Here is a 25,736-nt window from a genome sequence, read left to right on the forward strand (position 1 = left end):
GAGCCCCGACTTAGAAAGACGCGGGTCTTGCAAGCGTTCTTCAGTTCCGAGGGCTCCTACGCCTTGCAGTTCCTGGTGATCTTCCTCGTCATCCTGGTGCTGTTCCTGATCGCGACACTGCTGTTCATGCGGCTGTCCGGGCGCGGCCTCACCTTGTCCGCGAGTGCGGGCCAGCGCGGGCGCCAGCCGCGGCTCGGCATCGTCGACATCTACGAGCTCGACCGGCAGCGCCAACTCATCCTGCTGCGGCGGGACAATGTGGAGCACCTGCTGCTGGTGGGCGGCCCCAACGATGTGGTGATCGAGCGTCACATCCAGCGCGGTGCGGGCGCCCGCTACGCGCCGGACGGGAGCGCCCGGCCCGGCGGCGAGGCCGGCATCGGCGATCCGGCGCTGGAGCCGCGCACCGATCCGTTCCTCGACTCTCCGATGCCGCCGACCTTCGCCATGCCGGAGGTGGTGCCCTCGGCGGTGTCGGGCGCCCAGCCCGCCCCCGATCGGACGCCGCCCCTCGATCCCGGCCTGTTCGAGCCGGAGGCCTTGCCAGCCGACGCCCCGGCGCGGCCGGTCTCGCCGGTCAGCCGCCTGATGCGGCGCACGGCGCCGCCGGTGGTCCCCCCCCGCCCGGAGGTCGCGTCCGAGCGCCCCGCACGGCCCGAACCCGCCTCGGTCGATCCGGTGCCGGAACCCGTGCCGGAGCCGCCGGTCATGGCCAGCCGTGGGCCGCGCTCGGTCGATCCGGCCGTTCTCTCCGATATGGCCCGGCAGCTTCAGGTGGCGCTGAAGCGGCCCTCCTCCGCCGTCACACCCCCGCCTGCGGGCCCGGCCGAAATGCCCCCTCCGGCCTCGAAACCGGCCGAGCCGGCGCCCGCGCGGCCCGATCCGATCGCCGCGGCGATGGCGGCTGCACCGGTTCCGCCCGTTCCCGCCGCGCCGTCGCCACAGGCGCCGCCGGTTCAGCCGGAGCCGGCTCCGGTGGTGGCACCGCCACGGCCGGAACCGAAGCCTGCGGCCCCCGCCAAGCCCGCCACGCCGCCTCCGTTCGTGGCCTCGCCCAAGCCCGATCCGGTGAAGCCGGAACCGCTCAAAACTGAGCCGCCAAGGCCGGAGCCCTCAAGACCCGAGCCCGCGAGACCCGAGCCATCCAAGCCGGAGCCGTCGAAGGCCGAGCCGCCGGAGCCCGCCGCTCAAGCGCAGAACCCGTTCTCGGTGGAGGAGATCGAGGCCGAGTTCGCCCGCCTCCTCGGACGCCCGCTCGACAGCAAGAACTGAGGCACGCAAGCTTGTCCGCCTTTTGGCGGTAGAGCCTGCTTTTCCCGAGGACGCCGCATCCGCGTCACGGGGTGGCGGCCCGAACGTTCGTGAGGCAAGCCAGAGGCATGGAGGCACTCGTTGTCGGGGCGGGGATAGTGGGGCTGGCGATCGCGCGGGCCCTCGCGCTGCGGGGTGCCTCGGTGATCGTGGCGGAGGCGACCGAGGCGATCGGCACCGGCGTCTCCGCCCGCAGTTCGGAGGTGATCCACGGCGGGATGTATTATCCCCCCGGTTCGCTGCGCGCCCGTCACTGCGTCGAGGGGCGCCGCCGCCTCATCGATTTCTGCGCGAGCCACGGCGTGCCCTATCGGCTGTGCGGCAAGCTGATCGTGGCGACGCACGAAGCGGAGCGCTCACCGCTTGAGACGATCCTGTCCCGCGGCGTCGAGAACGGCGTCGAGGGCCTGACCTGGCTCGAACGCACCGAGGCTGTGGCTCTGGAACCGGCCTTGTCCTGCGTCGCCGCGCTCCATTCCCCCGCGACCGGCATTGTCGACAGCCACGCCCTGATGCTGGCGCTCCTCGGCGACATCGAAGATGCGGGCGGCGTGCTGGCTCTGCAGACGCCGATCGAGGCGGCGGCGCGCCGAGATGGGCGCTGGGCGGTCCGCTTCGGCGGGCAGGCGCCGGACGTGCTGGAGGTCGATTGTCTCGTCAACGCCGCGGGCCTCGGCGCGCAGGCGCTCGCCCGCCGGATCGAGGGGGTGGCGGCCGACGGCGTCCCCCGGCAGGTTCTGGCCAAGGGCAGCTATTTCGGATGCAGCGGCCGGCCGGCCTTCACGCGGCTGATCTATCCGGCCCCGGTCGAGGGAGGCCTCGGCATCCACCTGACATTGGACCTCGCCGGACGCATGCGGTTCGGCCCCGATGTCGAATGGGTGGACGCCCCCGATTACGCGGTCGATCCTGGACGCGCCGAACGCTTCGCGACGGCGATCCGGCGCTACTGGCCTGGCCTGCCGGACGGTCGCCTGACGCCGGATTATGCGGGCATTCGGCCGAAGCTCACCGGCCCCGGCGAGCCGGCGGCGGATTTCCGTATCGATGGGCCGGGCGAGCACGGATGGCCCGGTTTGGTGCAGCTCTTCGGGATCGAGAGTCCGGGCCTCACCGCCTCGCTCTCCCTGGCTGAGGCGGTGACCGATCAGGTGATGGCGTAAGGTTACGCGGCCCGCATCAGATCGGTCTTCGTCCCGTACGCCACCACGTCAGTGTGAACCGCGAAGGTGATCAGCTTCGCTGCGCCGAAGCTCGTGGAAATCGCGCAATCCGTCGCGTCGCGGCCTCTGGCCATGACGATGCGGCCGATCCGCGGCGTGTTGTGGCGGGCGTCGAAGGTGTACCAGCGCCCGCCGAGATAGACCTCGAACCACGCCGAGAAATCCATCGGATCGGCCACGGGCGGCACGCCGATATCGCCGAGATAGCCCGTGCAATAGCGCGCCGGAATGTTCATGCAGCGGCATAACGCGATGGCGAGATGCGCGAAATCGCGGCAGACGCCGACCTGCTGCTGGTAGCCGTCGAAGGCCGAGCGGGTAGCATCCGCCTTCATGTAATCGAAGCGGATGCGCTCGTGCACGTAATCGACGATGGCCTGAACCCGCGCCCAACCCGTCTGCGTCTGGCCGAAGAGCGGCCATGCGATCTCGGCCAGCTTATCGGTGTCGCAGTAGCGGCTCGCCAGCAGGTAGAGCATCACGTCGTCGGGGAGAGCCTCCACCGGAATCTGGGCGGCCTCCGGCGCGACCGCATCGGGCAGGCCCGAATCGGCGACCAGGAAATCCGACGAGATCGAGAAGCGCCCCGGCGGCGCGACGATGCGAGTGCAGACATTGCCGAAGGAATCGAGCGTTTGCCGCGGCGGAATCGGCGGATCGAAGACGATATTCTCCGGGCTGCGCAGATCCCCCTGGCGGGCGGGGTGGAGGCTGAGGAGCAGCGACATCGGCGTTGCAGCATCAGTCTCGAAGGTGATGTCGTACCCGGCTTTGATCAGCATGCGACAGCCCGTGACTTCGATCTGCAATCCCGGAAGATAGAGAATGTACGGGATCAATCGTCAATTCTTGGGATTACCACGCGTTCCGGTATCGCGCTGCACAAATGTTTCGCAGTCCGCCAGCCCAAGAAGCAGTCACGGGACGGGACGTTGGCGCGCATTGCTGGTGCAGCGCACTCGGCGGTATGGAGGCTTCCATGTGGACCGCTCTCTGGAACCGCCTCGCCCATCCGGGCCAATTCCTGCGCTGGTCGGGTGCGGCCTTGCCCTGGCTCGCCGCGGCCTCGGCCCTGCTCGTCGCCGCCGGGCTGTACCTGACCTTCTTCGTCGTGCCGCCCGACTACCAGCAGGGCGACACCGTGCGGATTATGTACGTCCACGTCCCGGCCGCGATTCTCGGCATGGGCTTTTATGGGGCGATGACGCTCTCGGCGATCGGCACGATGGTCTGGCGCCACCCGCTCGCCGACGTGTCGCAGCGCGCCGCGGCGCCGATCGGGGCGGCCTTCACCCTGATCTGCCTCGTCACCGGCTCGCTCTGGGGCAAGCCGATGTGGGGGACCTACTGGGTCTGGGATGCGCGCCTCACCTCGATGCTGGTGCTGTTCCTGATCTATTGCGGCATCATCGCCCTGTGGCGGACCATCGAGGATCCGAGCCGGGCGGCGCGCGCGGTCTCGATCCTGACGCTGGTGGGTGCGGTGAACCTGCCGATCATCAAGTTCTCGGTGAACTGGTGGTCGACGCTGCACCAGCCGGCCTCGATCCTGCGCATGGGCGGCTCGTCGATCGATTCCTCGATGCTCTACCCGCTGCTCGAGATGGTGCTGGCGATGACCCTGCTCGGCGTCACGCTGCATCTTCAGGCGATGCGCACCGAGATCTACCGCCGCCGGGTGCGCACGCTGCTGATCCGTCAGGCGGAGCGGCTCGATGCCGGCGTGCAGGACGCCGCACCGATGACGCGCGCGGCGACGCCCCTTCCCGTGGGCCAAGCGATCTAACACGATCGATGGGACGATCACTCTGAGACCCGCCATGGAATTCGGACCTTACGCCCCCTTCATCGTCGGTTCCTACGGCTTTGCGGCCCTGGTGCTCGGCGCCCTGGCCCTCAACGGCTGGTGGGACGGGCGGGCGCAGCGCCGCGCGCTCGCCGAGTTGCAGGACGAGCGGGGAGGTCGCTCGTGAGCGCGCAGGCCCCGCAAGCGACTCCGCCCGGCACCGGGGAGCGCCCCCGCCGATCGCTTCTCGCGCTGCTGCCGGTGCTCGTCTTCGCCATCCTGGCCGTCACCTTCCTGGTCCGGCTGCGCTCGGGCGCCGATCCCGCGGCTTTGCCCTCGGCGCTGATCGGCAAGCCGGTCCCCGCTTTCGCGCTGGAGCCGGTGCCGGGCCTTCAGGCCGCCGGCCGGCCGGTGCCCGGTTTGTCGAGTGCGGATCTCAAGGGGCAGGTGACCGTCCTCAACATCTTCGCCTCGTGGTGCGCCCCCTGCCAGATCGAGCATCCGATGCTGATGCGGCTCGCGCAGGAGCCCGGCATCCGCCTCGTCGGCATCGATTACAAGGATCCGGGGGAGGCCGGCCGGCGCTGGCTGGAGCGCAACGGCCTGCCCTTCGCGGCGGTCGGCAACGACGCGAGCGGCCGGGCGGGCATCGACCTCGGCGTCTACGGCGTGCCGGAAACCTTCATCATCGGTCCCGACGGCCGAATCCGCGACAAGCTCGTCGGAATCCTGACGCCGGAAAACTACGAGAGCGTGCTGGAGCGGATCCGCGCCGCCGGCCGGACCGCCCCCGTGACGAACTGACCGGGACAACGGCGTGCGCTTGGAAACCGGGGAGCGGAGGCGTATGCAGCCCCGGTCCGCTTGAAACCGTTCCAAGGTGGAGAGGCAGGGCGACCGGCTGAAATCACGATCAGAAGAGCGCCATGCGGATCGGACTGTTCGTCCCCTGCTACGTCGATGCCTTCGAGCCCGAGGTCGGCATCGCCACGCTGGAACTGTTGGAACGCTTCGGCCTGACGGTCGAATACCCCTACGATCAGACCTGTTGCGGCCAGCCGATGACGAATACCGGCTGCCATGCGGAGGCCGCCGCCACCGAGGCCTTGTTCGTCAAGAATTTTTCCGAGTTCGACTACGTCGTCGCCCCGTCCGGTTCCTGCGTGCATCAGGTGCGCGAACACCTCACCGCCATCCCGCAGACCGATGCGGTCAAGCATGTGCGGGCCCGGACCTTCGAGCTGGTCGAATTCCTGCACGACGTGCTCAAGATCGAGGATCTCCCCTGGGCGGAGTTCCCGCACAAGGTCGCCTACCACTCGAACTGCAACGCCCTGCGCGGCATCGGCCATGCCCAGCCGACCGAGCTGAACCGGCCGTTCTTCTCCAAGCCGCTCAACCTTCTGAAGAAAGTGAAGGGGGTGGAGATCGTCGATCTGACCCGGCCCGACGAGTGCTGCGGTTTTGGCGGCACCTTCTCGGTGTTCGAGCCCGCGGTCTCGGCCAAGATGGGCTACGACAAGGTGACCGATCAGGCCCGCGCGGGCGCCGAATACGTGGTCTCGGCCGATTCCTCCTGCCTGATGCATCAGAAGGGCTGCGCCGAACGTCTCGGCGTCGGCCTCAAGTACATCCACATCGCCCAGGTGCTGAACGGAGCCGCCGCATGAGCGCCGACGACCTGACCCCGCGCCAGACCGAGGATGGGCTCCACCCCGAGGTGCATGCGCCCTCCGACGAGAGCGCGCGCGGCCCCGGCGGCGAACGGCTCCAGCACGCGGAAGCCGCCTCGAAGCCGATCCGGGCCGACGCCCCGCGCGAGCCGCAGCCCCGCGGCGCCAAGGTGCGCGGCAACCGGCCGATCGATCAGGCGGAGGCCGCCGAGCGGTTCCTGGCCGCGCCGATGCACCAGAAGGCCCATGACGAGCGCCTCTGGGACGTTCGCCGCAAGCGCGATGTCGCCGCCCACGGCATCCCGGAATGGGAAGAGCTTCGCGAGATCGCTTCGCAGATCAAGACGCACACGCTGACCCATCTCGACCACTACCTCGAACAGTTCGAGGCGGCGGCAAAGGCCAACGGCGTCCATGTCCACTGGGCCGAGGATGGGGCGGAGCATAACCGCATCGTCCTCGACATCCTGCGGAAGCACGGCGCCACGTCGCTGGTGAAGTCGAAATCGATGCTGACCGAGGAGTGCGGCTTTCGCCACTTCATGGCCGCCCACGACATCGACGTGATCGAGACCGATCTCGGCGAGCGCATCCAGCAGCTCGACGACGAGGAGCCGAGCCATGTCGTGATGCCGGCGGTCCACAAGACCCGTCTCGATGTCGCCGAGGTCTTCGCCCGGACGCTCGGTACCGACCCCGACAACGACGACGCCCACTACCTCGCCGAGAGCCAGCGCGAGACGACGCGGCCCCTGATCCTGAAGGCCGATGCCGGCCTCACCGGCTGCAACTTCGCCATCGCCGAGACCGGCACGGTGGTGACCTGCACAAACGAGGGCAATGCCGACCTCTCCGGCAACGTGCCGCCCTTGCAGATCCACTCCATCGGCATCGAGAAGATCATTCCGCGGGTCGAGCATCTCGGCGTGTTCATCCGCCTGCTGTCGCGCTCGGCCCTCGGCTCGCCGATCACCCAGTACACCTCGCATTTCCGCGGGCTGCGGCCCGGCACCGAGATGCACATGGTGCTGGTCGATAACGGCCGCTCCGAGCGGCTGGCGATGGAGGAGTTCTGGACCTCGCTCAAATGCATCCGCTGCGGCGCCTGCATGAACACCTGCCCGGTCTACCGGCGCTCGGGCGGTCTCTCCTACGGCGCGACCTATTCCGGGCCGATCGGGCTCATCATCGACCCGACCTTCAACAAGCGGAAATACTCGACCCTGCCGTTCTCCTCGACCATGAACGGCTCCTGCACCAATGTCTGCCCGGTGAAGATCAACATCCACGAGCAGATCTTCGCGTGGCGCAAGGTGCTGGCCGAGGAGCACCAGATCCCGCTCCTGAAGCAGGGCATGATGAAGGCGGCAGGCGCCGTGCTGAGCCGTCCGTCCGCGTACCGTGCCGCGATCCAGACCGCCGACTCGGCCCTGCGCATCCTGCCGCGCTTTGCCGTCTACAACCCGGCCAACACCTGGGGGAAGAAACGCGAGATGCCGCACGCCCCGCGCCAGAGCTTCCACGCGTGGTACCGCCGGAACCGTATGAAGAAGGGGAGCGACGCGTGAGCGCCCGCGAGACCATCCTCGCTCGCCTACGCGCCAACCGCCCGGCCGGCGACTTCCCGCTGCCGGAGGTGCCGACCTTCGAACCCCTGGTCGGTGACGATCTCGTCGCCGAATTCACCGAGCGTCTGGGCAAGATGGGTGGGCGCGTCGAACGCGCGGGCAGCCCGTCCGATCCCTTCGCTCCGGTGCGGTCGCGCCTGGACGGGGCGGCGGTGATCGCCTCCGCCGTGCCGGAGTTTTCCGGAAACCGCGATCTCGCCGCTCTCGCCGGGCCGACCGAGGTCAACGATGTCGATGTGGCGGTGGTGCGGGCGCGCTTCGGCGTCGCCGAGACCGGTTCGGTCCTGTTCACGCAAGACGACCTGATCGTGAACGCGGTCGCCTATCTCGCCCAGCACCTGATCGTGCTGCTCGACCCCGCCGACATCCTCGTGAACATCCAGGGCGCCTACAAGCGTCCGGAGTTCGGACAGGCCGCTTACGCCGTCCTCCATACCGGCCCGTCCGCCACCGCCGACATCGAGGGCGTGCTGATCCACGGGGCGCAGGGCGTGCGCTCGCTGACCGTGCTTCTGCTGCAGCGCAAAAAACAAGCAGCCTGAAAGCGGAGCCGAACGGATCCCCGCGCGTTTGCGACAAAACGCCTCTCTGGATCGGGGCGTCTCCCCGCAAAATCCGGAGCCGTCCCCGTGCGTTTCAAGCTCGGTTGCAGTCTTGCCTACGAGGTCAAGGCGCCCACCACCTTCATCTTCAATGTCGAGGTCGCGAAGCTGCAAAGCCTCGACATCGCCTCCGAAAGCCTGACCCTGGCGCCGGACCCGGCACGGCGCGTCTACGTCACGCCCGACCTCAAGAACCGCTATCTCGGCGTCAACGTGCAGCCGGGCCCGTTCTCGCTCGAATACAATGCCGAGGTGGAGCTGACCGTCGTGCGGGCCGACCCGGCGACGATTCCCGAGACGCCCGTCTCCGAACTCCCCCTCGACATCCTGCCCTTCCTGCTGCCGAGCCGCTTCGTCTCGTCGGACCGGCTCGCCGCCTTCGCCCAGGCCGAGTTCGGCGGCCTTCCAAAGGGCCATCAGCGGGTCAGCGCGATCTGCAACTGGATCCACGACAACATGGCCTATCGGCGCGGCTCCAGCGACGGCGAGACGACCGCCGACGAGAGCCTGCTGATGCGCGCCGGCGTGTGCCGCGACTTCGCCCATCTCGGCGCCGCCTTCTGCCGTGGCCTCGGCATCCCTGCCCGGTTCGTGAGCTGCTACGCCTACGGCCTCGTGCCGGGCGATTTCCACGCCGTGTTCGAGGCCTATCTCGACGGGCGCTGGTGGCTGTTCGACGCGACGCGCCAAGCCCATCTCGACGGTCTCGTGCGCATCGGCATCGGGCGGGATGCCGCCGAAATCGCCTTCTCCACGCCCTACGGCGACATGCAGCCGACCGGCATGGAGATCCGCATCGCCCGCGCCGACGGAGGCCCGGAGCCGATGGAGCGCACGGTCGATGCGATCTCGACGGAGGAGCCGGCTCCGCATGCCGGTGCGGCCTGACCGAGGCGGCCCACCCGGCAAATCCGGTTGCCTGAGCGCGATATGAAGTTTTTTTTCGCATCCGGCGGATTAAACGGAATTATCGCTCGTCTATCTTATGTTCCAGGTAAGCCTGGACGAATCTCCAAACTCCGCCCGCCCGGCTCCGTCCGCGGCGGGCTTTTTCGTTCTCGGCTCGCCGCCATGGGGCGAACCACGAAAGCCGTCACGGCAAACGATGTGCGGTATCTGAATACCTCAACCGCAAAAGCCTTCCAGGGATTGCGTTTTTCTCGCCGAGCCGTTCACTGTCTGCCTTGACGAGGACGCAGAATCCCCCTAGTGACCCGGCCGTACGCCGCTGCGTCCTTACCCGACGCGGCGGCGCCTTATTTCCAACGTCACCGGCACGGGAATCGGCCATGAAGACCACTTCGCTGAAGCCCGCCGACGTCGACAAGAAGTGGGTCGTGATCGACGCCGAGGGCCTCGTCGTGGGCCGTCTCGCTTCGATCGTGGCGATGCGTCTGCGCGGCAAGCACAAGCCCGCCTACACGCCCCACGTCGATTGCGGCGACCACGTCATCGTCATCAATGCGGACAAGGTGAAGTTCACCGGCCGCAAGTACGACCAGAAGGTCTACTACCACCACACGGGCTACCCGGGCGGCATCAAGGAGCGCTCGGCCAAGTTCATCCTCGAGGGCCGGTTCCCCGAGCGCGTGGTCGAGAAGGCCGTCGAGCGCATGCTGCCGCGTGGCCCGCTCTTCCGCCAGATCCTCGGCCACCTGCGCGTCTACAAGGGTGCCGCGCATCCCCACGAGGCCCAGCAGCCGCAGGCGCTCGACGTCGGCTCCCTCAACCGTAAGAACGTGAGCGCTTGATCATGGCGACCCTTCAGTCCCTCGCCGACCTCAATCGGGCGAACACCCAGACGAGCAACCCCGAGAACGAGGCGCCCGTCCACGTCCAGAAGCTGGACGCCCAGGGCCGCGCTTACGCGACCGGCAAGCGTAAGGACGCAGTCGCCCGCGTCTGGATCAAGCCCGGCAACGGCACCGTGGTCGTCAACGGCCGCCCGGTCGAGACCTACTTCGCCCGCCCGGTGCTGCGCATGATCCTGCGCCAGCCGCTGGAGATCGTCTCCCGCGTCGATCAGTACGACATCACCGTCACGGTGAAGGGTGGCGGTCTCTCCGGTCAGGCCGGCGCCGTGCGTCACGGCCTGTCCAAGGCGCTGACCTACTACGAGCCGGAGCTGCGCTCCTCGCTCAAGCGCGAAGGCTTCCTGACCCGCGACCCGCGCGTCGTCGAGCGCAAGAAGTACGGCCGCAAGAAGGCTCGCCGCAGCTTCCAGTTCTCGAAGCGCTAAGGCGTTTCACGTATCGATGGTGCAAAGGGCGGGGCCGCAAGGCTCCGCCCTTTTCGTCTCTAGGATCGACGCGAGGCCGTCGCATGAAGAGGGCAGGGAGCCCGGACCGTCCGAGCGAGACCGCGCCGCCGATGGACCGCCGCGCCGTCCTGGCCGAGGCGTTGGCCCGTCTCGCCCCGCGCCTGCCGGATTTCGAGACCGAGGCGGTGCTGGACCGGGCGTTGCGCAGCCCCGGCCTGCGCGGTGCGGTGCCGGAAACCGCAGTTTGGCTCGCCCTGACGGCGTTCACCCGGCACGCCTTCACCGAGTACGACGACCTCCTCGACGAGGGCTACGACCGCGACAGCGCCCGGCACTTCGTTCTCGACGAGATGAACGCGCGGCTCGCCGAATGGGGCTGCCGCCGCCGCGTTTCCGAGGAGGCCGAATCCGATCCCGGTGAGGACGACGTCCCCGAAGCGTGAGGGAAACCGAGAGGCCTTCTTGCCGGTCGGCTGCCGCTGGGGCAGGGAGTCCTCTCTCAACTGCGGAGATACTCGTCGATGAAGCTCAGCGCGCGCAACGTCCTCAAGGGCAAGGTCGTTTCGGTCGAGAAGGGTTCGACCACGGCCCATGTGAAGATCGAAATCGCCAGCGGTCAGATCGTCACCTCGGCCATCACCAACGAGTCGGTCGACTCGCTCGGGCTCAAGGTCGGCGGCGAAGCCTATGCCGTGATCAAGAGCTCCGACGTCATCATCGCCGTCGACTGAGCCTCATCAGGCTCAACCTTCGATCGCCAGCGCGATCCCGTGCCGGGTGGTCGCGCCCGGCGCCAGCAGGCGCTGCGAATCGCGGTCCTCCAAAGCGCCGTCGAAGCCGGCCCAGTCGGCATGTCCGGTCCAGGCTTCCAGCGACAGGAACGGCGCCGTCGGCTTGGTCCAGATCGCGAGATGGGGGAAGTCCTCCATCCGCATGGCGATGGCGCGGCCGCTCGGTGACACGAAGCGCATCGCCCGGCTCCGCGCGTTCAGGAAGACCAGAGCCTCGCTGAAGAGGTCGGGATTGAGGTCGAGGCGTGTACCGTCGAGCGTTAGCTCCCGCTCGCTGCGCACCAGCAGCCCGCCCGCGCCGACCTCCGGCACGAAGGGCCGCTCCGCCTCCTCGAACAGAACCGCGTAGCCGCCACCGGCGCGACGCTCGCCCTCGGCGAAGGGCCAGGGAAAGGCGGGGTGGAAACCGAGGGCATAGGGCAGGGCGGCCTTGCCCGGATTCTCGACCCGGATATCGAAGGTCAGCGTCTTTCCCGCGATGCGAGCGTCGATCGTCAGGCTGAACGGGAAGGGATAGTGTGGCCGTGTCGCCTCGCTGTCTGTCAGCCGCAGGGAGACCGCGTTCGCGCTCTGGCTGACGATCGCGAAAGGCAGATCGCGGGCAAAGCCGTGCTGGGCCATCGGGTAGCGCTGGCCGTCCACTTTCACGCTGCCGCCGGACGAAGCGCCGACGACTGGGAAGAGCCAGGGCGCATGCCGGTTCCAGTGTTCCGGATCGCCGCTCCAGAGATATTCGCGGCCTTCGACCTGCCAGGAGACCGGCTCGGCGCCGTGGAGCGCGATCCGCGCCGTGCTGCCGTCATCCGCACGGATCTCGACCGTCCCGTCCATCACCCTTGCCCCCGCACGCGTCTGCCTTGTTTCGAAGCGATAGCCGGGTCGGGGCGAGACCGCTACCGGGCCGGCGCTGCGACGGGAGGCGAAACGGCCGGATCCGCGATCACCTGCGAGGGCGGCCCCGAGGCGACGATCCGTCCGTCCTCGACGACGTGGACCGTGTCGGCCCGGCGCAGAGAGGTGAGGCGGTGGGCGATCATGATGATCGTGCGCGTGCCGCCCAGGGCGCCGAGGGCCTCCATCACCGCGGCTTCGGTCTCGCCATCGAGCGCGCTGGTCGCCTCGTCGAACACGATGACATCGGGGTCGTGGTACAGCGCGCGGGCGATGCCGATGCGCTGGCGCTGGCCGCCGCTGAGCCGGGCGCCGCGCTCGCCCACGCCGGTGTCGTAGCTCGCAGACAGGGCCGTGACGAAGTCGTGGGCACCTGCAAGCCGCGCGGCGCGCTCCACGGCCGCCCGGTCGAGGCTGTCCGGCGGGATGCCGAGAGCGATGTTCTGCGCGATGCTGCCGTCGATCAGGAACACGTCCTGTGGCACGTAACCGATCCGGTTCTGCCATACCGGCAGGCTCTCGGCATCGAGCGGGTGGCCGTCGATCAGGATGCGGCCCCGCGTCGGGGTGAGAATGCCGAGGATCAGGCCCACCAGGGTCGACTTGCCCGAGCCGGTGCGGCCGACGAGGCCGACGGTGGTGTGCGCGGCGATCGTCAGGTCGATGCCGCGCAGGGTCGGGCGACCGGGCTCGTAGTCGAACGCGACGTTCTCCAGACGGATCGCCTGCGTGAAGGGCAAACGCTCGGCCGTGCGAAGCCTGCGCTCCCGCTCGCCCGCCAGGGCATCGACGATCAGGCGCACGCCGGGCAGGTGGAAGCGCAACTGCGAGACGGCGGTGAAGATGTTCTGGAAGGCCGGCAGCATGCGGTAGCCGGCAAAGGCGAACAGGCCGAGCAGCGGCAGCATGCCGGCGGTGTCGATCCCTTGCGTCAGCGCGAACAGCACCACGGCGATCACGCCGCCGAAGGCGAGCGATTCGATGACGAAGCGCGGCAACTGCCCAGTGACGAGGCTGGAGGCGAGGGCATGGGCATAGGAGCGCGCCGGCGCATCGAAGCTGCTCGTGAAGGTCTCGGCCCGGCCGTAGAGCTTGAGTTCGGTCAGCGCGCCGAAGGTCTCCTGCACCACCCGGTAGCGTCCCTCGTTGCCCGCCACCGCCCGCGTCCCGAGCCGGGAGAGGCGCGCCCGCATCACCACGTAGATCGCGACGTAGAGCCCGCCGAAGCCGCCGCCGAGGATCAGCGCGAGCCGAGGCTGATAGGCGATCAGGAAGATCATCACCGCGAGGGCCGAGGCGCCGCGCGAGGCGATCACCATCGCCGGTGTGAGCACGCCGAGGACGAGACGGTCGGTTTCGCTCAGCACATTCTTGGCGAGTTCGGCGCTGTTGGCATGGGCGAAGAACAGGCGTTCGCGATCGACGTAGCGGGCGAGCAGGCGCCGGGCGAAACCGTAGCCGACAAGATGCGCGAACAGGAGCTGCGCGTAAGCGAAAGCGGCGTTGACCGCGCTGGTGAGCAGGATCGCCGCGAGCGCGGCAAAGCCAGTCGCGAGCAGAAAGGTGCGGTCGTCGGTCAGACCAAAGGCATCGCGGAGGTTGCCGAGATACGGGATACGCGTGGCCGCGCCGGGATCGCCGACCAGCGTGAGGAACGGCAGCACCGAGGCGACGCCGACCACTTCGAGCAGGGCCGCGAGCCCGAGCCCGAGCCCGAGCAGCAGGAGCCGCCGTCGGTCGTGCCGCCGCATCACCCGCAGGAGATCGAGGAGGGGCCTCAAACAGTCACCGGGGCGAGAGGGGCTGCGATCCGAAGGACCGACGCAGAATCGCGACGACACCCGGACCCGTGCGCTCCGGGCCGAATGCTGTCGGAGCGCGGCTTAAGTGGTTGATGACAAACGGACCCTGGGCCCATCTGACTCGAGCGCGGTCTCTAGCATGGCGGGCGGAGGGGGCGTCAAGCGAATGCGGGTCGAGGTGCATGGGGCGATCATTAGGTCGAGCCTCTGACCGCACGGTCGGATTGGCGAGAGCGATTTGGATCGGTCGGCCGGGGGCCAGGTCACGCGGCAAGCGGACGATTCGCGCTCCGCGATGACAGATTCGTGCCGCCGGAACCAGAACCTTGGCGGTACGTTTCGCAAGCATGGAACACTATAGATCCGTCTTCGCAACCACCGCCGTCATGGTGTTCGGTCTTCTCGCGACCTCTCCTCTCGTGAGAACGCAGAATTCAGCGCCGACTCCGACGCGCGCCCAGAGCGTGATCGTTAGCAGCGCCGAGGCGGCCGAAGGTTCTACCTGGGCCGATCCGCCGCGATACAGCGCCGTCATGGCTGCAAAGCCCAGCATCGACGACCGCAGCAGCATGCTGGCGCCGAAGCCCGCCACCTTCACTCTGCTACCCCCTGAGACGGTGGCACTCCTGGCCGCCGACGACCTCGCGCGGGCCGACACCGCTCAGCGCGTGCAAGCCGTGCGGCGTCACCGTGCTGCGAAGGTCGCGACGCGCACGCGACCGGCTCCGGTTGTCGAGACGTCCACCACGGGCCCGGCTTCAAGCGGGGAGGCGACCGCCTCGCAGCCGCAGAAAGCCGCCCGGATCGACCCAATCGGTGATCTTCTGCGGGGGCTGGGGATCGGGCGGGATAGCTGAGGCCTGCGTTTCAGCCTGGTTCAGGCTCAAGCCCTTTTCGGGCAAGCCAATCTGCCGCACGGCACGGGCCATCGTTTCCACTCGTTGATTCATAGGACGTTCCTGAATCCGCGTCGTGGAGTAACCGTTATGATTCTTGCTGCTGCTATTATGTTGATCGGCGCCCTTGGCGCGATCGCCCTCACCGTCGCCGCACGGCCGAGCGCCGACCGCTTCCTGAAGTGGTGACGCCCCCCTGACGTCCCCGCGCGCCATTCCAAGACGGTGAAACTTCCCAAGCCTGTTCCGCGTTATGGCTGCGAACAGATGACGCGGGGATCCGACTGTGGCGGCGATAGTGATGATGGCGGGCGTGATCGGCGCAGCAGGAACACTGATCTGCCTCATGCCCCGGCTCGACTCGTTTTTCGAGTGGTAGAGCGCCCACCCGGCTTGAGCTGATTTCCGGTGCAGTCGAATTTGTAAATCCAAAATCAATCATGGCTGGGTGCGCTCGAAATCAACTCGGTCGCTGTAGCACTGATTTTCGACGCAAAAAAGTATTGATTAATAATCTGGGATTGTAACCAAGTCTTCTCGGCACGCTACCGCTATTATTCTCCGCGGCTATATCTGTGCGCAGCGGTTCTCGTTGGTGCCGTCAATAGCCAGCAAGCGAATTTCGTCGCGGCTCGCAAACGAGACGTCGCGCCGGCTTACGCATCATTTTCGTGATGCCTTTGTCACGACTGAAATTGCGAAATCACTATCCTGTATTCTGCCCGTGCAATGAAGCGCGAGAGTGAGCTTGAATCTCGGCGTCTATCATCCGACCATGATGCAGCTTGCGGCGGAGCGAGGTGCGTCATGTCCGGTAGCCCGACTTGGTACTCGTGGCTCACCTTTCCCTTTTTCGCACCGCTGAGCGGCGGAGTTAGTCAGGACATCTCGGCAGGGCCCTACCAGGGCGTCCCGGAGATTGAAATCGCGGTCATCAAGGAGGTCGGAAGTTTTGGCCAGCAGCTCGGGATCATTTCCGAGGCTGTCCGGGAGCTTGCCGAGAAGGTCGGGGCGATGCCGCCCGCAAACTCGGCTCAGGAACTGGCAGAGGTGGGGGAGGCTGCTCGCGAGCTGACGCCACTCGAAAAGCTCAATGTTCTCATCGAACGCGTGGATCAGGTGAAGGCGGCCTACCACCAATCGGTGGAGCGGGAGGCGATCCGCGCTCTGGAGCGGCTGCATCGCGTCGATCCCGGAGCATCGAGCAAGCTCGCAGCACGCTTCCGGTAACGTAGGACTGCTGCTGCCCTCGTGGAGGAAGCAGGCCGGAGAAGCGCCGATCCTCGCAGGTGTCGGTGATCGTCAGGAGGTTGCCTCTCGAAGAACCCCTCCCTCACCATGGGCTCTTGTCGGTCGATTGGCGAACGAGTCAGACGGTCCGTTTGGTCAGGTCAGCGGCGTGCGGCACTCAGGGAAATGACGCAGCCGGCAACCGGCTGCACCCGTAAGCCGAGAAAGAAATCGGTCGGCGCCAGTCCAGCCGGAATGTTCTGAGAGGATGGGCAGAGGCATGACCCTTTCCGAAGGGTCAGCGATACGTCGCTAAACGCCGGCAAAGAGGACGGCGAAGCGGTAATCTCAATAAGAGGGATCAGAAAACCTGATTTTCTGAGGCGAAATGCTCTTCAGAAAGATGGTGCCCAGGGACGGACCTCACTAAGTGAGAAGGCACAGCAGTTTAAGCCCCGGTGGGACCATCATTGCGCCTGCTGAGTGATAAGGGTTTTTGCCAGGTTTTGTCCCACCGCGAAGGACCCGTTCCGCCGCGCCGAAACGCAAAAAGCGCCCCCCGGCCGAAGCCAGGGGGCGCCGCGATACGGTCAACGGGTCGAGGGGAGGTGATGGTCGCTAACCGCCCCGGAAGTGTAGCGTGATCGCGCTGGCCAGGGCAGTGCCAACCGCCGACAGTATGCCGGCGACCACCTTCCAGGTCCGCGCCTCGATCTTTCCCACGCGATCCTCGACGGCGCAGATGCGGATGCCGATGTTGGTGTGCTTCAACTCGATCTCCGCGCGCGGCACGAACTCGGCCAGCATGGCGACGAGCTGTCCGTGGCGGGCGTCGGCCGTGTCCTGCATCGCCTTCTGCCGCTCGTCGAGGCGCGCCAGCGAGACGGCGATGCGCTCGGCCGGCGAGGCGTCGAGGGCGAGATCGTTGCTCTGAGCCATGGCACGGTGTCTCGGTTCGGAGAGCGGGAGGCGCGTCGCCAGCTCGGCACCGATGGCATCGAGCCCGGCGCGGATCAGGACGGCAGGTGGTACGGGCGGCGGATAGGCGGGCATCGTCGTCTCCGCGCGGGAACCGCCCGCCGGGAGCGGCGGGCGGCGGTCGGGTCACGCGGCGGGCTTGCGCAGCCCGGGCAGGATGCCGGCGACGACGGCGCCGAGACCGGTCAGCACCGCGGTCGCCTGAGTGGCGGTGCCGGGGTCGGACAGCATGGCGCCGGCGAGCGGGTAGCCGGCCGCGGCGGCGAGCGCGCTCGTAAGGGCGAACAGCCCTGCTGCGATGGCCGGGGCAGGCAGGGCCGGGACACCGGTCCCGCGAACGCCGCCGAGGATGCCGGCGACGAGGCCGACGACACCGGTGACCACCATGGTGGCGTTCACGGCCGTGCCGGGATCGGCCAGGATGGCGCCGGCGAGCGGGTAGCCGAAGGCCGCGGAGAGGGCACCGGCGAGCGCGAGCAACCCGGCGACGACGCCGGGGGCGAGGATCAGCTTCGACATGGGGAGATCTCCGAGAGGGGAGGGGCGCCGGGAACCGCCGGCGCTCGGAACGGGTCAGGCGACGAAGACGCGCTCGGCCGCCGCCAGGCGCTTGCGGCGGTCGGTGAGGCCGTTCTTGCCGCCGTTGATCTTCACCGTGATGCCGACGACGTCGTCCCGATCGGCCAGCGCGTTGCAGCCGCGGGTGCGCCAGTAGAGAAGCGCGGGCGCCAGGAAGTTCTCAGGACGGCGCAGCGCGTCCGGATCGGCCTCGAAGCCGGCCTCCGCGTAGTTCGCCCGGCCCGTGGTCCCGAGGCCGCCGCCGCCGCGGTAGCGCCAGCCGTCGCCGGCCAGGCGGTTGCCGAGCCGGCCGCCGTAGACCTTATTCGCCAGGGCCTGCGGGTTGCGGGCGTAGGGCGCCGCGGCGGCGACCGTCGGGAATCGGTTCGGCCACACCTCCACCATGCGCGCGGCCGAGTAGGACAGCGCCTCTTCGGTGCGGGCGAGACCGGCGGACTCATGAGCGACTTGCGCCAGGAAGTGCGTCAGGCGCTTCGGTGTGGTGATGCCGGCCGCCTCGATCGCCGGCGCACTGGCGGCGATCGCCGCCAGGATGTCGGCGCGGGCGAACGGCTCGAAGCGCCGCAGCCGCGCGACCGTCACGAGGTCGGCGATGCCGCCGATCGGCGCCACCGTGCCGCTCGGCTTGGCCGGGATCGGCTTGGCGAAGGCGGCCCGGGTGAGCGGGCCGACGTCGCCGTCGGGTTCGAGCCCGGCATCGCGCTGGAAGGCGCGGATCGCCCCGTCCAGGCCGCCGGCCGTATCGATGGCATACCCGCGCGCCAAGAGCGCGCGCCGGATCTCGGCGACGGTCATGGTGGTGTTCTCCGAAATCGAGGGGACGTGTCGGGCTCGGGCCGGGAGGCGCGGCGAGCGGGTCGGTCTCAGGCGGCTTCGAGGTTCGCCGTCGGCACCGGGAACTGGATCGTCATCCCGGTGGTGTTCACGCCCAACAGGGTGGTGAGCTGCGAGAACTCCGGATCGCACAGCATCACCGTGCCGACGTCGCCGATCATGAACTCGGGCGGGATCCCGTCGCGGCTGGTGATCCGGACCCGGTCGCCGAACTTGAAAGGCGCCGCCTCGACGCGCCGCAGGAACTCGGCGTGCACGTGGTCGGCGATGGCCTCGGGCGTATCGAGCGTTTCCGTCGTCGTGACGGTCTTGGTCAGGGTCAGCATGGATCGCTCCTCACAAGGCGGCGGCGCGCGACCACAGCGCATCGAGCGCCGCAGCGTCATAGGGTTGGCCGGTGGCCGGGTTGGTGAGCAGGCCGCCGAGCTGATCGGTGAGCGGGTGGTCGCGCTCGAAGCTGGTCGCGCCGGCCAGCATCATCCGCGCGCCGAAGCGGTGGCCGCCCGCCTCGGGGATCTTCACCAGCGCGGCTTCCATGGCTGCAGGCAGATCGCCCCGCGCGGTCCAGGCCAGCGCCTCGGCTTCGGAGATGGTGCCGGCAAGCGCGAGCGCCTGCGCGAACTGGCGGTCCGAGATCGCGTTGGCCGGCGCTGTCCAGAGCGGAGCGTCATCGACCGGCTCGAAGGACCATCCAACCGGCAAATCGGGACGCGGCTCGCCATCCTCGATCATGTGCAGGGTGAGCTTGCGCCCCTGATCGTCGCGAATTTGCAAAAGCGTTGCCATCAGTCCGTGACCTCGAAGTCCATGGCGAAGAGGTAATTGCTGAGCTGATTGGCCCCGGCGCTCGTCTCGGCCTTGATCGACCAGCGTTCGCCCGGCTCGAACGCGACGCTGTTGACGAGATCGCTCGCTGCATTGCCGGCCGTCATGGTGCAGGTCAGCGCGGTGTCACTGAAGAGCTTCTGCAGGGTGAACTTGACGCTTTGACCGGAGCCCGGCGTATCGACGCCGACAACGCGCAGGTTTCGGAAGATGCCCCGGCGACCGGCTAGGACGTAGACGTTGAAGGCCGACGCGCCGACGAGGTTGTGCGTGAAGTATCGCGTGACACCACCGGGGATCGATGTCGGGCCGCTGTTGCCGGCGACGACCGTGGGCGTAAACAGCGGTCGACCGGTGGCCCGCTGGTAGTCGCGCACGCGCCAGTTTCCCGACGCGTCGGACGTGGCATGGAAACAGTCCCCCGGCCGGGTCACGATGTTGACGCCGCCGGGGAGAATGAGGCTCACGCCGTTGTGCGTGATCGTGCTGCCGCCCTCCAGGATGTGCACGAGGCGGTCGAGATGACGACCGGGGCCAAATGAGTTGATCGGGGCAGAGCCGGAAATCGAAACCTTGCCGGCAGGCGCCGAGCCGAGATCGACCATGCTCGCCGCCACCATGAAGGTGTTGCCCTTGCGCAGATCGCCCGTGCCCGTGGTGAGGTCGAGCAACAGGGCATCGATCGGAGTGGCACCGTCGGGGAAGGCGCGCAGGGCCAGCGTCTCGATGGCGGCTCCCTGCCCCCCGGTCGGGGTGTAGGTGAGGCTGCGCTGGGCGATGTCGCCCCAGGTCCGGCCGGCGATGGCAAAGGCGACGCGCCCGATTGCGGTGCTCGCCACCTTGTCGAGCACGAGCTGACGCGATCCCGCGAACAGGTTGGTGGCGGTGCCGAGCAGGTTGGTGAGCGTCGCCAGCAGCTTCAGGCTCACCGCCGCCGCGAAGCTGGAGTCGGTGCCGTTGAAACCCCGCGTGTCGATCAGGAAGGGCACGCTGTTGTAGGCGGTCGAGATGCTGCCCGCGGTGGTGAGCGTGCCGCCGTTCGTGCCGTTTGGGACCACCGTGTTGATGATCCAGGCGTCGCCGACAGCCCGGTCGCGAGCGCCGAAACTGATCGTCATGCCCTGCTGGACGACGGCGTTCAGATCCATGCCGGCGATCGCCACCGAGTTGGTGTTCGCGGTGACCGTCGCGGTGGCGGTCGAGGGGCCGTAGAGAGGCATAGGCGAGCGTCCTCAGAGGCGAGGGGATGGCAGAGCGGAGTTGTTCGCGGGGTCGTGCAGAAGGCGCTCAGAGACGCGACGGCCTAGGAGCCGGTGATCTCGAAGAAGGTGTAGGCGACGCCGCTCTGACCGTTGGTCGCGGCAATCGTGTAGGTGCGCTCGCCGGGGGGCGGCACGTCGCGGTAGAACGCCTCTGTGCCAAGGGTCTGAACTGTATTCCCGTTGGCCGCGCGCGTTACGTAGTAGTTCATTCCCTTATCGCGCAGGGCAACGCCATCACGCGCGATGCGCAAGATACCTTGCTGGCCCGGCGCCAAGGGTTGGTCCGGCTGTCCGTAGAACTCGGCAAAGATCAGCACCGCGGACCCAGGCCGAACATTCACCTTAAAGCTAATGGAGTTGGAATTGGGGTCGAAGCCGGCATTCGACTGAGAGATACTGTTCGGCAGCAGATTGCCCGGCCCGACACGAAGAGTGTCGATGTACGTCTCGGCACCGGTAAAGCGAAACGGATAGGTCGTCCCTCCGTTGGCGGTGAAGGCGATCAGGTTTGCGTCGAACAGGATCCGGGACGAACCATCGCCCAGGATGTCCATGAACAGGCCGGAGTTGCGGTAGAAGCCATTCCGCTCGGTCGAAAGCTGGATCGAGAACCGGACCGCCACACCGGCCGGCGCCGACACTCCCTCGAACCTGATCCGGCCGAACGCGGTGCCGGCATCCGAGCGAGCATACAGATCGATGTTGGTGCCAGCCTGCGCCTGTACCGTGTTCGAGAGCGCGGTGGAGACCTGGTTGATCGTGCCCTCGTTGTTCCCGACTCGCGCGCCGAGCCCGGCGATCTGCTGACTGAGGGCCCCCTCCGTGTCGATCCGAGCACGCTCCGAGGCGAGAAAGTAGCCCCGATCGCTGTCCGTCTGTCGGGCGACCCCTTGCAGGTAAATCCGGTCTGCGTCGGTCTGTGCAGTCAAACGCGTTGTGCGCTCCGCCTGTGCGCTGACAGAGTCGGCCCGCGCCTTCTGCTCCGTGACCAACCCCGCCTCGACGCCGCCGACACGCGCATTCGTCGTGTCGATGCGCTGGCTCAGCGCGCTGTCGCCGTCGGCATAGGCCCTGAACAGCGTCTGGATGTTGCCTTCCGCCGCGGCGACCTTGCCCTCCACGGTCCCGAAGCGCGCGTTGACGCCCTGGAACTGCGAGGCGGTGGCGCTCTGATTATCCGTGACGGCTCTGTTGAGGCTCATGATGCCGGCCTCGTTGGTGCCGGTTCGGGCCTCGAGGCTGGCGGCACGCTGCGACAAGGCACCGGTCTCGCTAGCGCGCGTCTGCTCCTCCGTCACGATCCGCGCCTCGGCGGTCCCGATCCGCGACACCGCCCCGTCGATGCGGGTCGTCTGCGCCGCGTCGGCCGCGGCCCGCACCTGGATCTCCGAGGTGACGTCCGCCGCGACCTTGCCGACCTGCGCCGAAAGCAAGGTCTGGCTCTGCACCAGGGCCTCACCGTTGCCGGCAATCGCCCGCGTGACGGTCAGGAACTGCGCCGCCGTGTCGTCCTGGAAGGCGAGCAACCGCGTGGACACCTCGGCGACGGACCGGCCCGCCTCGTCGAAATTGGCGGAGGTGGCGGTCTCGGCGCGGGCGACGTGCTCGTACAGGCCCCCGGTTTGCTCGCCGAGGTAGTCGAGCATCTGCGCCAGCGTGCCGACCATCAGCGGCAGATCGACGGCGCTCGTGCCGGCGGCTGTGACGACGTTGCGGATGCTGCCTTCTGTCGCCGAAATGCGGGTCTCCGCGCTGCTCAGGCGGACGCCCTGCGCGTTCACCGTGGTGAGCGTGGCCCGCTGCTCGATCGCCGCGCCTTGTGCGGTGATGGTCTGCTCGGCCGTGCCGAGACGTGCACTCACCCCGTCGAACTGCGCCGAGGTCGCCAGCGTCGAGACCGTCGCAGCCACGGCATCGAGGCGAACACGGACGGCGTTGATGTCGGTGACGAGGCCCGACACGTCCTTGCCCTGGACCGATCCGTAGAGGTCGATCTGCCCCTTGAGCGCATCGACCAGCACGGAGAGCGAGGTCAGGCGCTGGCCGGTCTCGGCCTCCAGCTTCGCCACGGCGGCGATGCGGACGCGGCCTTCGTCCGGCAGGATCTCGATGCCAGCCGCCGCCTGATTGTCGCGCAGGGTCGCCACGTCGGCGAGGAGCCGGAAGGTCGCCTCGGTCAGGAGCGAGATGTCCTTGCGGACGTCGCCCATGACGGCGTTGATGTGGCCGACCCGTACCGCCGGGTCTACAGCAAGCCCCCGGATCAATTCATCGACCCGGCCATAAGCGCTGGCGAGGGCACTGGCCGCCTCTTGGCTCGCGGCGTCGGCCGCCGCCTTTGCCACATCAGCCTTTGCATTCGCCTCGGCGATCTTGCCCTGCGCGTCCGGCCCCAGCTTTTCATAGGGAATCGGCGTCAGGGTCGAGATATCGACGACTTCGCCGCGCACGATCGGCGCCACCGTCGAGAAGGTGGTCTCGGCCTCACGGCCAGCCAGGCCGGTGCTACCATAGGCGACGGCGATCAGCGTGACGACGGCCTCGGACTGCCGGATCGGCGCGCGGCCCTCGATCGCGGTGCCGCTCGACAGCCGCTCGCGGGTGACGTCACCGTCGTAGGAGAGCCAGACATCGTAGGAGCGGGCGCCGCGGGGCGGCGCGATGCTCCACACAACCTCAATGCCGGTCTCGATGCGCTCGCACCGGCCCCGCAGCGTCTTGATGTTCGGCAGCAGCGGCTCGGCCAGGGCGTCCGGATTGACCGGCACCGGGCCGCGTACCTCTTCGCCCAGCAGCTCCCAGATGCGCCGATCGTCCTGCAGCATCTCGATACGGACGTGGTCGGCATCGGTCGGAAGGGCCGCGCGGACGACGTAGGTTTCCTGCAGCTCCTCGAGCTCGCCGACGACAAGGGTGGTCGGATCTTGCGTGTCGCGAGCGAGCACGTCGGCCAGGGCAAGCCGGATCGGCCCATCAACCGTCTGGACGAGGCGGGCTTCCGCGATCGCAACGTCGTCGGGGTGCAGCTCGACGCGGCGAGCACCCAGCCCGCGCATCCGCAGGATGCCCCACTCCCGGCCGAACCGGGTCCGGATCGAGCCGAAGCCCCATTCGGAGGAGAGGTTCGCGTCGCAATCCAGGGTGAGGACGCGGCCGACGGCGCCGGCGACGCCGTAGACCACCGGCCCCTTCAGGAACCACAGATCCGAGAGGACGTGGTCGCCCGGGTAGACGAGGCGCCCGTCCCATTCGGTGACGACGGTGCGCGAGGCGCCGCGAAACACCGACACCAGCGCCAGCCATTTGGCGTGGCGATAGGCATGATCGCCGTCGGTAATCCCCGGCACCTTGTAGCGCCGCGGCGTGCGCGAGGGCGTGCCGTAGCTGTAGCGCGCCTCGTCGGGCCGCTTCGGATCGCCGTCGCGGTCGAACTCGACGATGACGTCCCCGCCCTCGCCGAGGAGCTGGAAGCTGGCGCCGCCGGAGTCGCGCACGATCTGCCGGCGGGTGAGGACGTGGCGAGGCTCGGCGCGGCTCTCGTCGCGCACGAACGAATGCACCACGCCGACCTTCACCGGATCGGCCCGCATCGGCAGCAGGACGATGCCGGCGGCCTCCCAATAGGACGAGACCTCGGGCAGGGCGCCGTCGAACGTGTCGTCGGCCTTCAGCTCGCCGATGTAGTGGAGCGCCTTTGCCAGGTCGAAGCCTTCCGGCTGATCGAGGCCGTACTCGTTGCGCACGAGGTCGGCCGCGGCCCACACCGCCTTGCGGGTCGGCTCTTCCGTCCAGGTCGAGCCGTTCCACACCGGCAGGATGCGGGTCGCGAGGACGCTCACATCGCTGAAGGCGGCAAAGTTCAAGCCCGGGCCGGCGCGGACCTGGATCACGATCTCCGACGTCGCCGGCCGGATCCGGACGTCATCGATGAGACCGACCAGTTCGTCCCAGCTCGCCTTGTTCTCGGCGAAGGCGGCGTCGGGGTAGAGGTTCTGCCCATAGACCTCGTACGCGCCGCGGGCGGGCAGGCGCACCGTCCTGGAATAGCGCAGGGCGGTCGCCGGGCTCAGCACCGGGCCGATGGCGTCGCGCAGCAGCTCGAACGGCGCACCCATGCCTGCGCCGGTGACCGGATCGATGCGGCGCGCCATGAAGACGACGCCGGCGTAGCCCGCGGCCTGGCGCCCGGCCGACGACGTGCGCGACACCGACTGGTACGACCAGGACAGCAGGGCCTGATCGACGGAGACGCCCTGTGGCTGCAGCCGGTACCACGGCGTGACGGCCGGGTTGCTGCCCGGGCGCGGCAGCTCCAGCCCGGCGACGTCGCCGCTGGACACCGCGTCGCCGACGGCGAGCTGCGAAGCCGTCTCATAGGGGAACTCGACGGCGTTGCCGGCGACGTTGAAGGCCCCCTCAAGACCGCCGGCCTCGGTCCAGAACGTCGCCCCGCCGGCCTTGATGGCGTGGATCTTGAAGCGGCCGAGGCCAAGCGTCATCCGCTTGGTCAGGACCATGGTGTCGCCCTCGTAACGGAAGAAATCGCGCTGGGAGAGCGGCGGCGTCGACCAGCACCGCCCGTAGAGCAGGGGCTTGCGCGCGCCTTCACGCGGCACGTTCCCGCCGCCGCTGACGCTGTAGAGCGTCCGGTTCTTGGTCTTCGCGCCGGCGCCGTTGGCGAGCTGCGCCGCGGCCCCGAGCGCCACGCCGCCCACCACCATGCCGACCTGAATGGCGGTCGCGAGCGTGCCCGTGGTGGCACCGACGCCAGCGCCGAACACCGCGGCACCCGCCAGCGCCGGCGCCGCGTAGGGCGCGATCGCGATCAGTGCGATCGAGGCGATCGCCAGCCCGATGCCGAGTGGGCTCTTGCTGCCGCCGCCGCCGCTGCTGCTGCCCCCGCCGCCGAGCGGCAGGATGGTGATGACGACGACGTCCCGCGGGCCGACCAGGGTGCGGCTCCAGGTCTCCCGCAGCCGCACGGTCGCATCGCTCGGCACGAGGGAGGCTTCGTCGATCGCGTTGCGATGCACCGACACGAGAATGCGCCGGCCGACCGGGCGGTGACGCGCAACGATGGTCGAGAGCCGCCGACGGCGACCGGCCAGCCGGATGGGTTCGCCGCGGGCCTGGCCCGCCACGTTGGTCAGCGCGACGACAGTCAT

At 68.3% G+C, this 25,736-nt stretch carries 25 protein-coding genes; 15 read left to right on the plus strand and 10 right to left on the minus strand.

The window, feature by feature from the left end; all coding sequences use genetic code 11:
• The first annotated feature begins 27 nt into the window (after window positions 1–27).
• Window positions 28–1,272, plus strand: a complete 1,245-nt coding sequence (locus tag ASF53_RS01885; RefSeq protein WP_200943150.1) for a hypothetical protein — start codon at window positions 28–30, stop codon at window positions 1,270–1,272.
• Window positions 1,273–1,379: 107 nt separating this feature from the next.
• Window positions 1,380–2,474, plus strand: a complete 1,095-nt coding sequence (locus ASF53_RS01890) for an NAD(P)/FAD-dependent oxidoreductase (RefSeq protein ID WP_056192881.1) — start codon at window positions 1,380–1,382, stop codon at window positions 2,472–2,474.
• A 2-nt stretch (window positions 2,475–2,476) separates the two neighbouring features.
• Here the strand turns inward: ASF53_RS01890 and ASF53_RS01895 are convergent, their stop codons facing one another.
• Complete coding sequence (locus tag ASF53_RS01895; protein WP_056192886.1) at window positions 2,477–3,316, minus strand: transglutaminase-like domain-containing protein; 840 nt, start codon at window positions 3,314–3,316, stop codon at window positions 2,477–2,479.
• 197 nt (window positions 3,317–3,513) lie between these two features.
• Here ASF53_RS01895 and ASF53_RS01900 point away from each other — a divergent pair, with 197 nt between their 5' ends.
• The 11 genes from ASF53_RS01900 to ASF53_RS01950 all read left to right on the plus strand — a co-directional run bounded on the left by ASF53_RS01900 (window position 3,514) and on the right by ASF53_RS01950 (window position 11,214).
• Complete coding sequence (locus ASF53_RS01900) at window positions 3,514–4,320, plus strand: heme ABC transporter permease (RefSeq protein ID WP_056192889.1); 807 nt, start codon at window positions 3,514–3,516, stop codon at window positions 4,318–4,320.
• Window positions 4,321–4,354: 34 nt separating this feature from the next.
• The gene (gene ccmD, locus ASF53_RS01905; RefSeq protein WP_056192892.1) at window positions 4,355–4,507 is read left to right on the plus strand and encodes a heme exporter protein CcmD; all 153 of its coding nucleotides are present in this window, start codon (window positions 4,355–4,357) and stop codon (window positions 4,505–4,507) included.
• Window positions 4,504–5,124, plus strand: a complete 621-nt coding sequence (locus tag ASF53_RS01910) for a DsbE family thiol:disulfide interchange protein (RefSeq protein ID WP_056192894.1) — start codon at window positions 4,504–4,506, stop codon at window positions 5,122–5,124. The genes ccmD and ASF53_RS01910 overlap by 4 nt, the downstream gene beginning before the upstream one ends.
• Window positions 5,125–5,246: 122 nt before the next feature.
• Complete coding sequence (locus ASF53_RS01915) at window positions 5,247–5,990, plus strand: (Fe-S)-binding protein (protein WP_056192897.1); 744 nt, start codon at window positions 5,247–5,249, stop codon at window positions 5,988–5,990.
• Window positions 5,987–7,561, plus strand: coding sequence for a lactate utilization protein B (locus ASF53_RS01920; protein ID WP_056192899.1), 1,575 nt, complete (start codon window positions 5,987–5,989; stop codon window positions 7,559–7,561). Before ASF53_RS01915 ends, ASF53_RS01920 begins: the two co-directional genes overlap by 4 nt.
• Window positions 7,558–8,163 carry a LutC/YkgG family protein gene (locus tag ASF53_RS01925; protein ID WP_056192902.1) on the plus strand — a complete coding sequence of 202 codons (606 nt, stop codon included), beginning with the start codon at window positions 7,558–7,560 and terminating at the stop codon, window positions 8,161–8,163. The genes ASF53_RS01920 and ASF53_RS01925 overlap by 4 nt, the downstream gene beginning before the upstream one ends.
• Before the next feature lie 87 nt (window positions 8,164–8,250).
• Window positions 8,251–9,111 (plus strand): transglutaminase-like domain-containing protein, encoded by an 861-nt coding sequence (locus tag ASF53_RS01930; protein ID WP_056192906.1) that lies wholly within the window; start codon window positions 8,251–8,253, stop codon window positions 9,109–9,111.
• 401 nt (window positions 9,112–9,512) lie between these two features.
• The gene (gene rplM / locus ASF53_RS01935) at window positions 9,513–9,974 is read left to right on the plus strand and encodes a 50S ribosomal protein L13 (protein ID WP_004446860.1); all 462 of its coding nucleotides are present in this window, start codon (window positions 9,513–9,515) and stop codon (window positions 9,972–9,974) included.
• A 2-nt stretch (window positions 9,975–9,976) separates the two neighbouring features.
• Window positions 9,977–10,462, plus strand: coding sequence for a 30S ribosomal protein S9 (rpsI, locus tag ASF53_RS01940; RefSeq protein WP_004446858.1), 486 nt, complete (start codon window positions 9,977–9,979; stop codon window positions 10,460–10,462).
• A gap of 83 nt (window positions 10,463–10,545) precedes the next feature.
• Window positions 10,546–10,926: a DUF2293 domain-containing protein gene (locus ASF53_RS01945; RefSeq protein WP_056192909.1), complete on the plus strand. Its 381-nt coding sequence runs from the start codon at window positions 10,546–10,548 to the stop codon at window positions 10,924–10,926.
• A gap of 78 nt (window positions 10,927–11,004) precedes the next feature.
• Window positions 11,005–11,214 carry a TOBE domain-containing protein gene (locus tag ASF53_RS01950; RefSeq protein WP_056192912.1) on the plus strand — a complete coding sequence of 70 codons (210 nt, stop codon included), beginning with the start codon at window positions 11,005–11,007 and terminating at the stop codon, window positions 11,212–11,214.
• 12 nt (window positions 11,215–11,226) lie between these two features.
• Here the strand turns inward: ASF53_RS01950 and ASF53_RS01955 are convergent, their stop codons facing one another.
• Together ASF53_RS01955 and ASF53_RS01960 are read right to left on the minus strand one after the other, a co-directional pair.
• Window positions 11,227–12,105: an aldose 1-epimerase family protein gene (locus ASF53_RS01955; RefSeq protein WP_056192916.1), complete on the minus strand. Its 879-nt coding sequence runs from the start codon at window positions 12,103–12,105 to the stop codon at window positions 11,227–11,229.
• Between the two features lie 62 nt (window positions 12,106–12,167).
• The gene (locus ASF53_RS01960; RefSeq protein ID WP_056192920.1) at window positions 12,168–13,946 is read right to left on the minus strand and encodes an ABC transporter ATP-binding protein; all 1,779 of its coding nucleotides are present in this window, start codon (window positions 13,944–13,946) and stop codon (window positions 12,168–12,170) included.
• A gap of 347 nt (window positions 13,947–14,293) precedes the next feature.
• On the opposite strand from ASF53_RS01960, the gene ASF53_RS01965 reads away from it, so the two are divergent.
• Window positions 14,294–14,824: a hypothetical protein gene (locus ASF53_RS01965; RefSeq protein ID WP_286134048.1), complete on the plus strand. Its 531-nt coding sequence runs from the start codon at window positions 14,294–14,296 to the stop codon at window positions 14,822–14,824.
• Between the two features lie 846 nt (window positions 14,825–15,670).
• Window positions 15,671–16,093 carry a hypothetical protein gene (locus ASF53_RS01970; RefSeq protein ID WP_200943151.1) on the plus strand — a complete coding sequence of 141 codons (423 nt, stop codon included), beginning with the start codon at window positions 15,671–15,673 and terminating at the stop codon, window positions 16,091–16,093.
• Between the two features lie 618 nt (window positions 16,094–16,711).
• Here ASF53_RS01970 and ASF53_RS01975 read toward each other — a convergent pair.
• From ASF53_RS01975 to ASF53_RS02005, 7 genes are all read right to left on the minus strand, one after another.
• The gene (locus ASF53_RS01975) at window positions 16,712–17,146 is read right to left on the minus strand and encodes a hypothetical protein (protein WP_056192926.1); all 435 of its coding nucleotides are present in this window, start codon (window positions 17,144–17,146) and stop codon (window positions 16,712–16,714) included.
• 51 nt (window positions 17,147–17,197) lie between these two features.
• Window positions 17,198–17,590, minus strand: a complete 393-nt coding sequence (locus ASF53_RS26215; RefSeq protein WP_200943152.1) for a hypothetical protein — start codon at window positions 17,588–17,590, stop codon at window positions 17,198–17,200.
• 54 nt (window positions 17,591–17,644) lie between these two features.
• Window positions 17,645–18,445: a peptidoglycan-binding protein gene (locus ASF53_RS01985; protein ID WP_056192929.1), complete on the minus strand. Its 801-nt coding sequence runs from the start codon at window positions 18,443–18,445 to the stop codon at window positions 17,645–17,647.
• 68 nt (window positions 18,446–18,513) lie between these two features.
• Window positions 18,514–18,810, minus strand: coding sequence for a hypothetical protein (locus ASF53_RS01990; protein ID WP_056192931.1), 297 nt, complete (start codon window positions 18,808–18,810; stop codon window positions 18,514–18,516).
• A 10-nt stretch (window positions 18,811–18,820) separates the two neighbouring features.
• On the minus strand, window positions 18,821–19,270 hold the full coding sequence (locus ASF53_RS01995; protein ID WP_286134050.1) for a hypothetical protein: 450 nt from the start codon (window positions 19,268–19,270) through the stop codon (window positions 18,821–18,823).
• Window positions 19,270–20,529: a hypothetical protein gene (locus tag ASF53_RS02000; RefSeq protein ID WP_056192939.1), complete on the minus strand. Its 1,260-nt coding sequence runs from the start codon at window positions 20,527–20,529 to the stop codon at window positions 19,270–19,272. The genes ASF53_RS01995 and ASF53_RS02000 overlap by 1 nt, the downstream gene beginning before the upstream one ends.
• 83 nt (window positions 20,530–20,612) lie before the next feature.
• Window positions 20,613–25,736 (minus strand): host specificity factor TipJ family phage tail protein, encoded by a 5,124-nt coding sequence (locus tag ASF53_RS02005; RefSeq protein ID WP_056192943.1) that lies wholly within the window; start codon window positions 25,734–25,736, stop codon window positions 20,613–20,615.

Origin of the sequence: Methylobacterium sp. Leaf123 (assembly GCF_001423405.1) — a bacterium.
GTDB lineage: Bacteria > Pseudomonadota > Alphaproteobacteria > Rhizobiales > Beijerinckiaceae > Methylobacterium.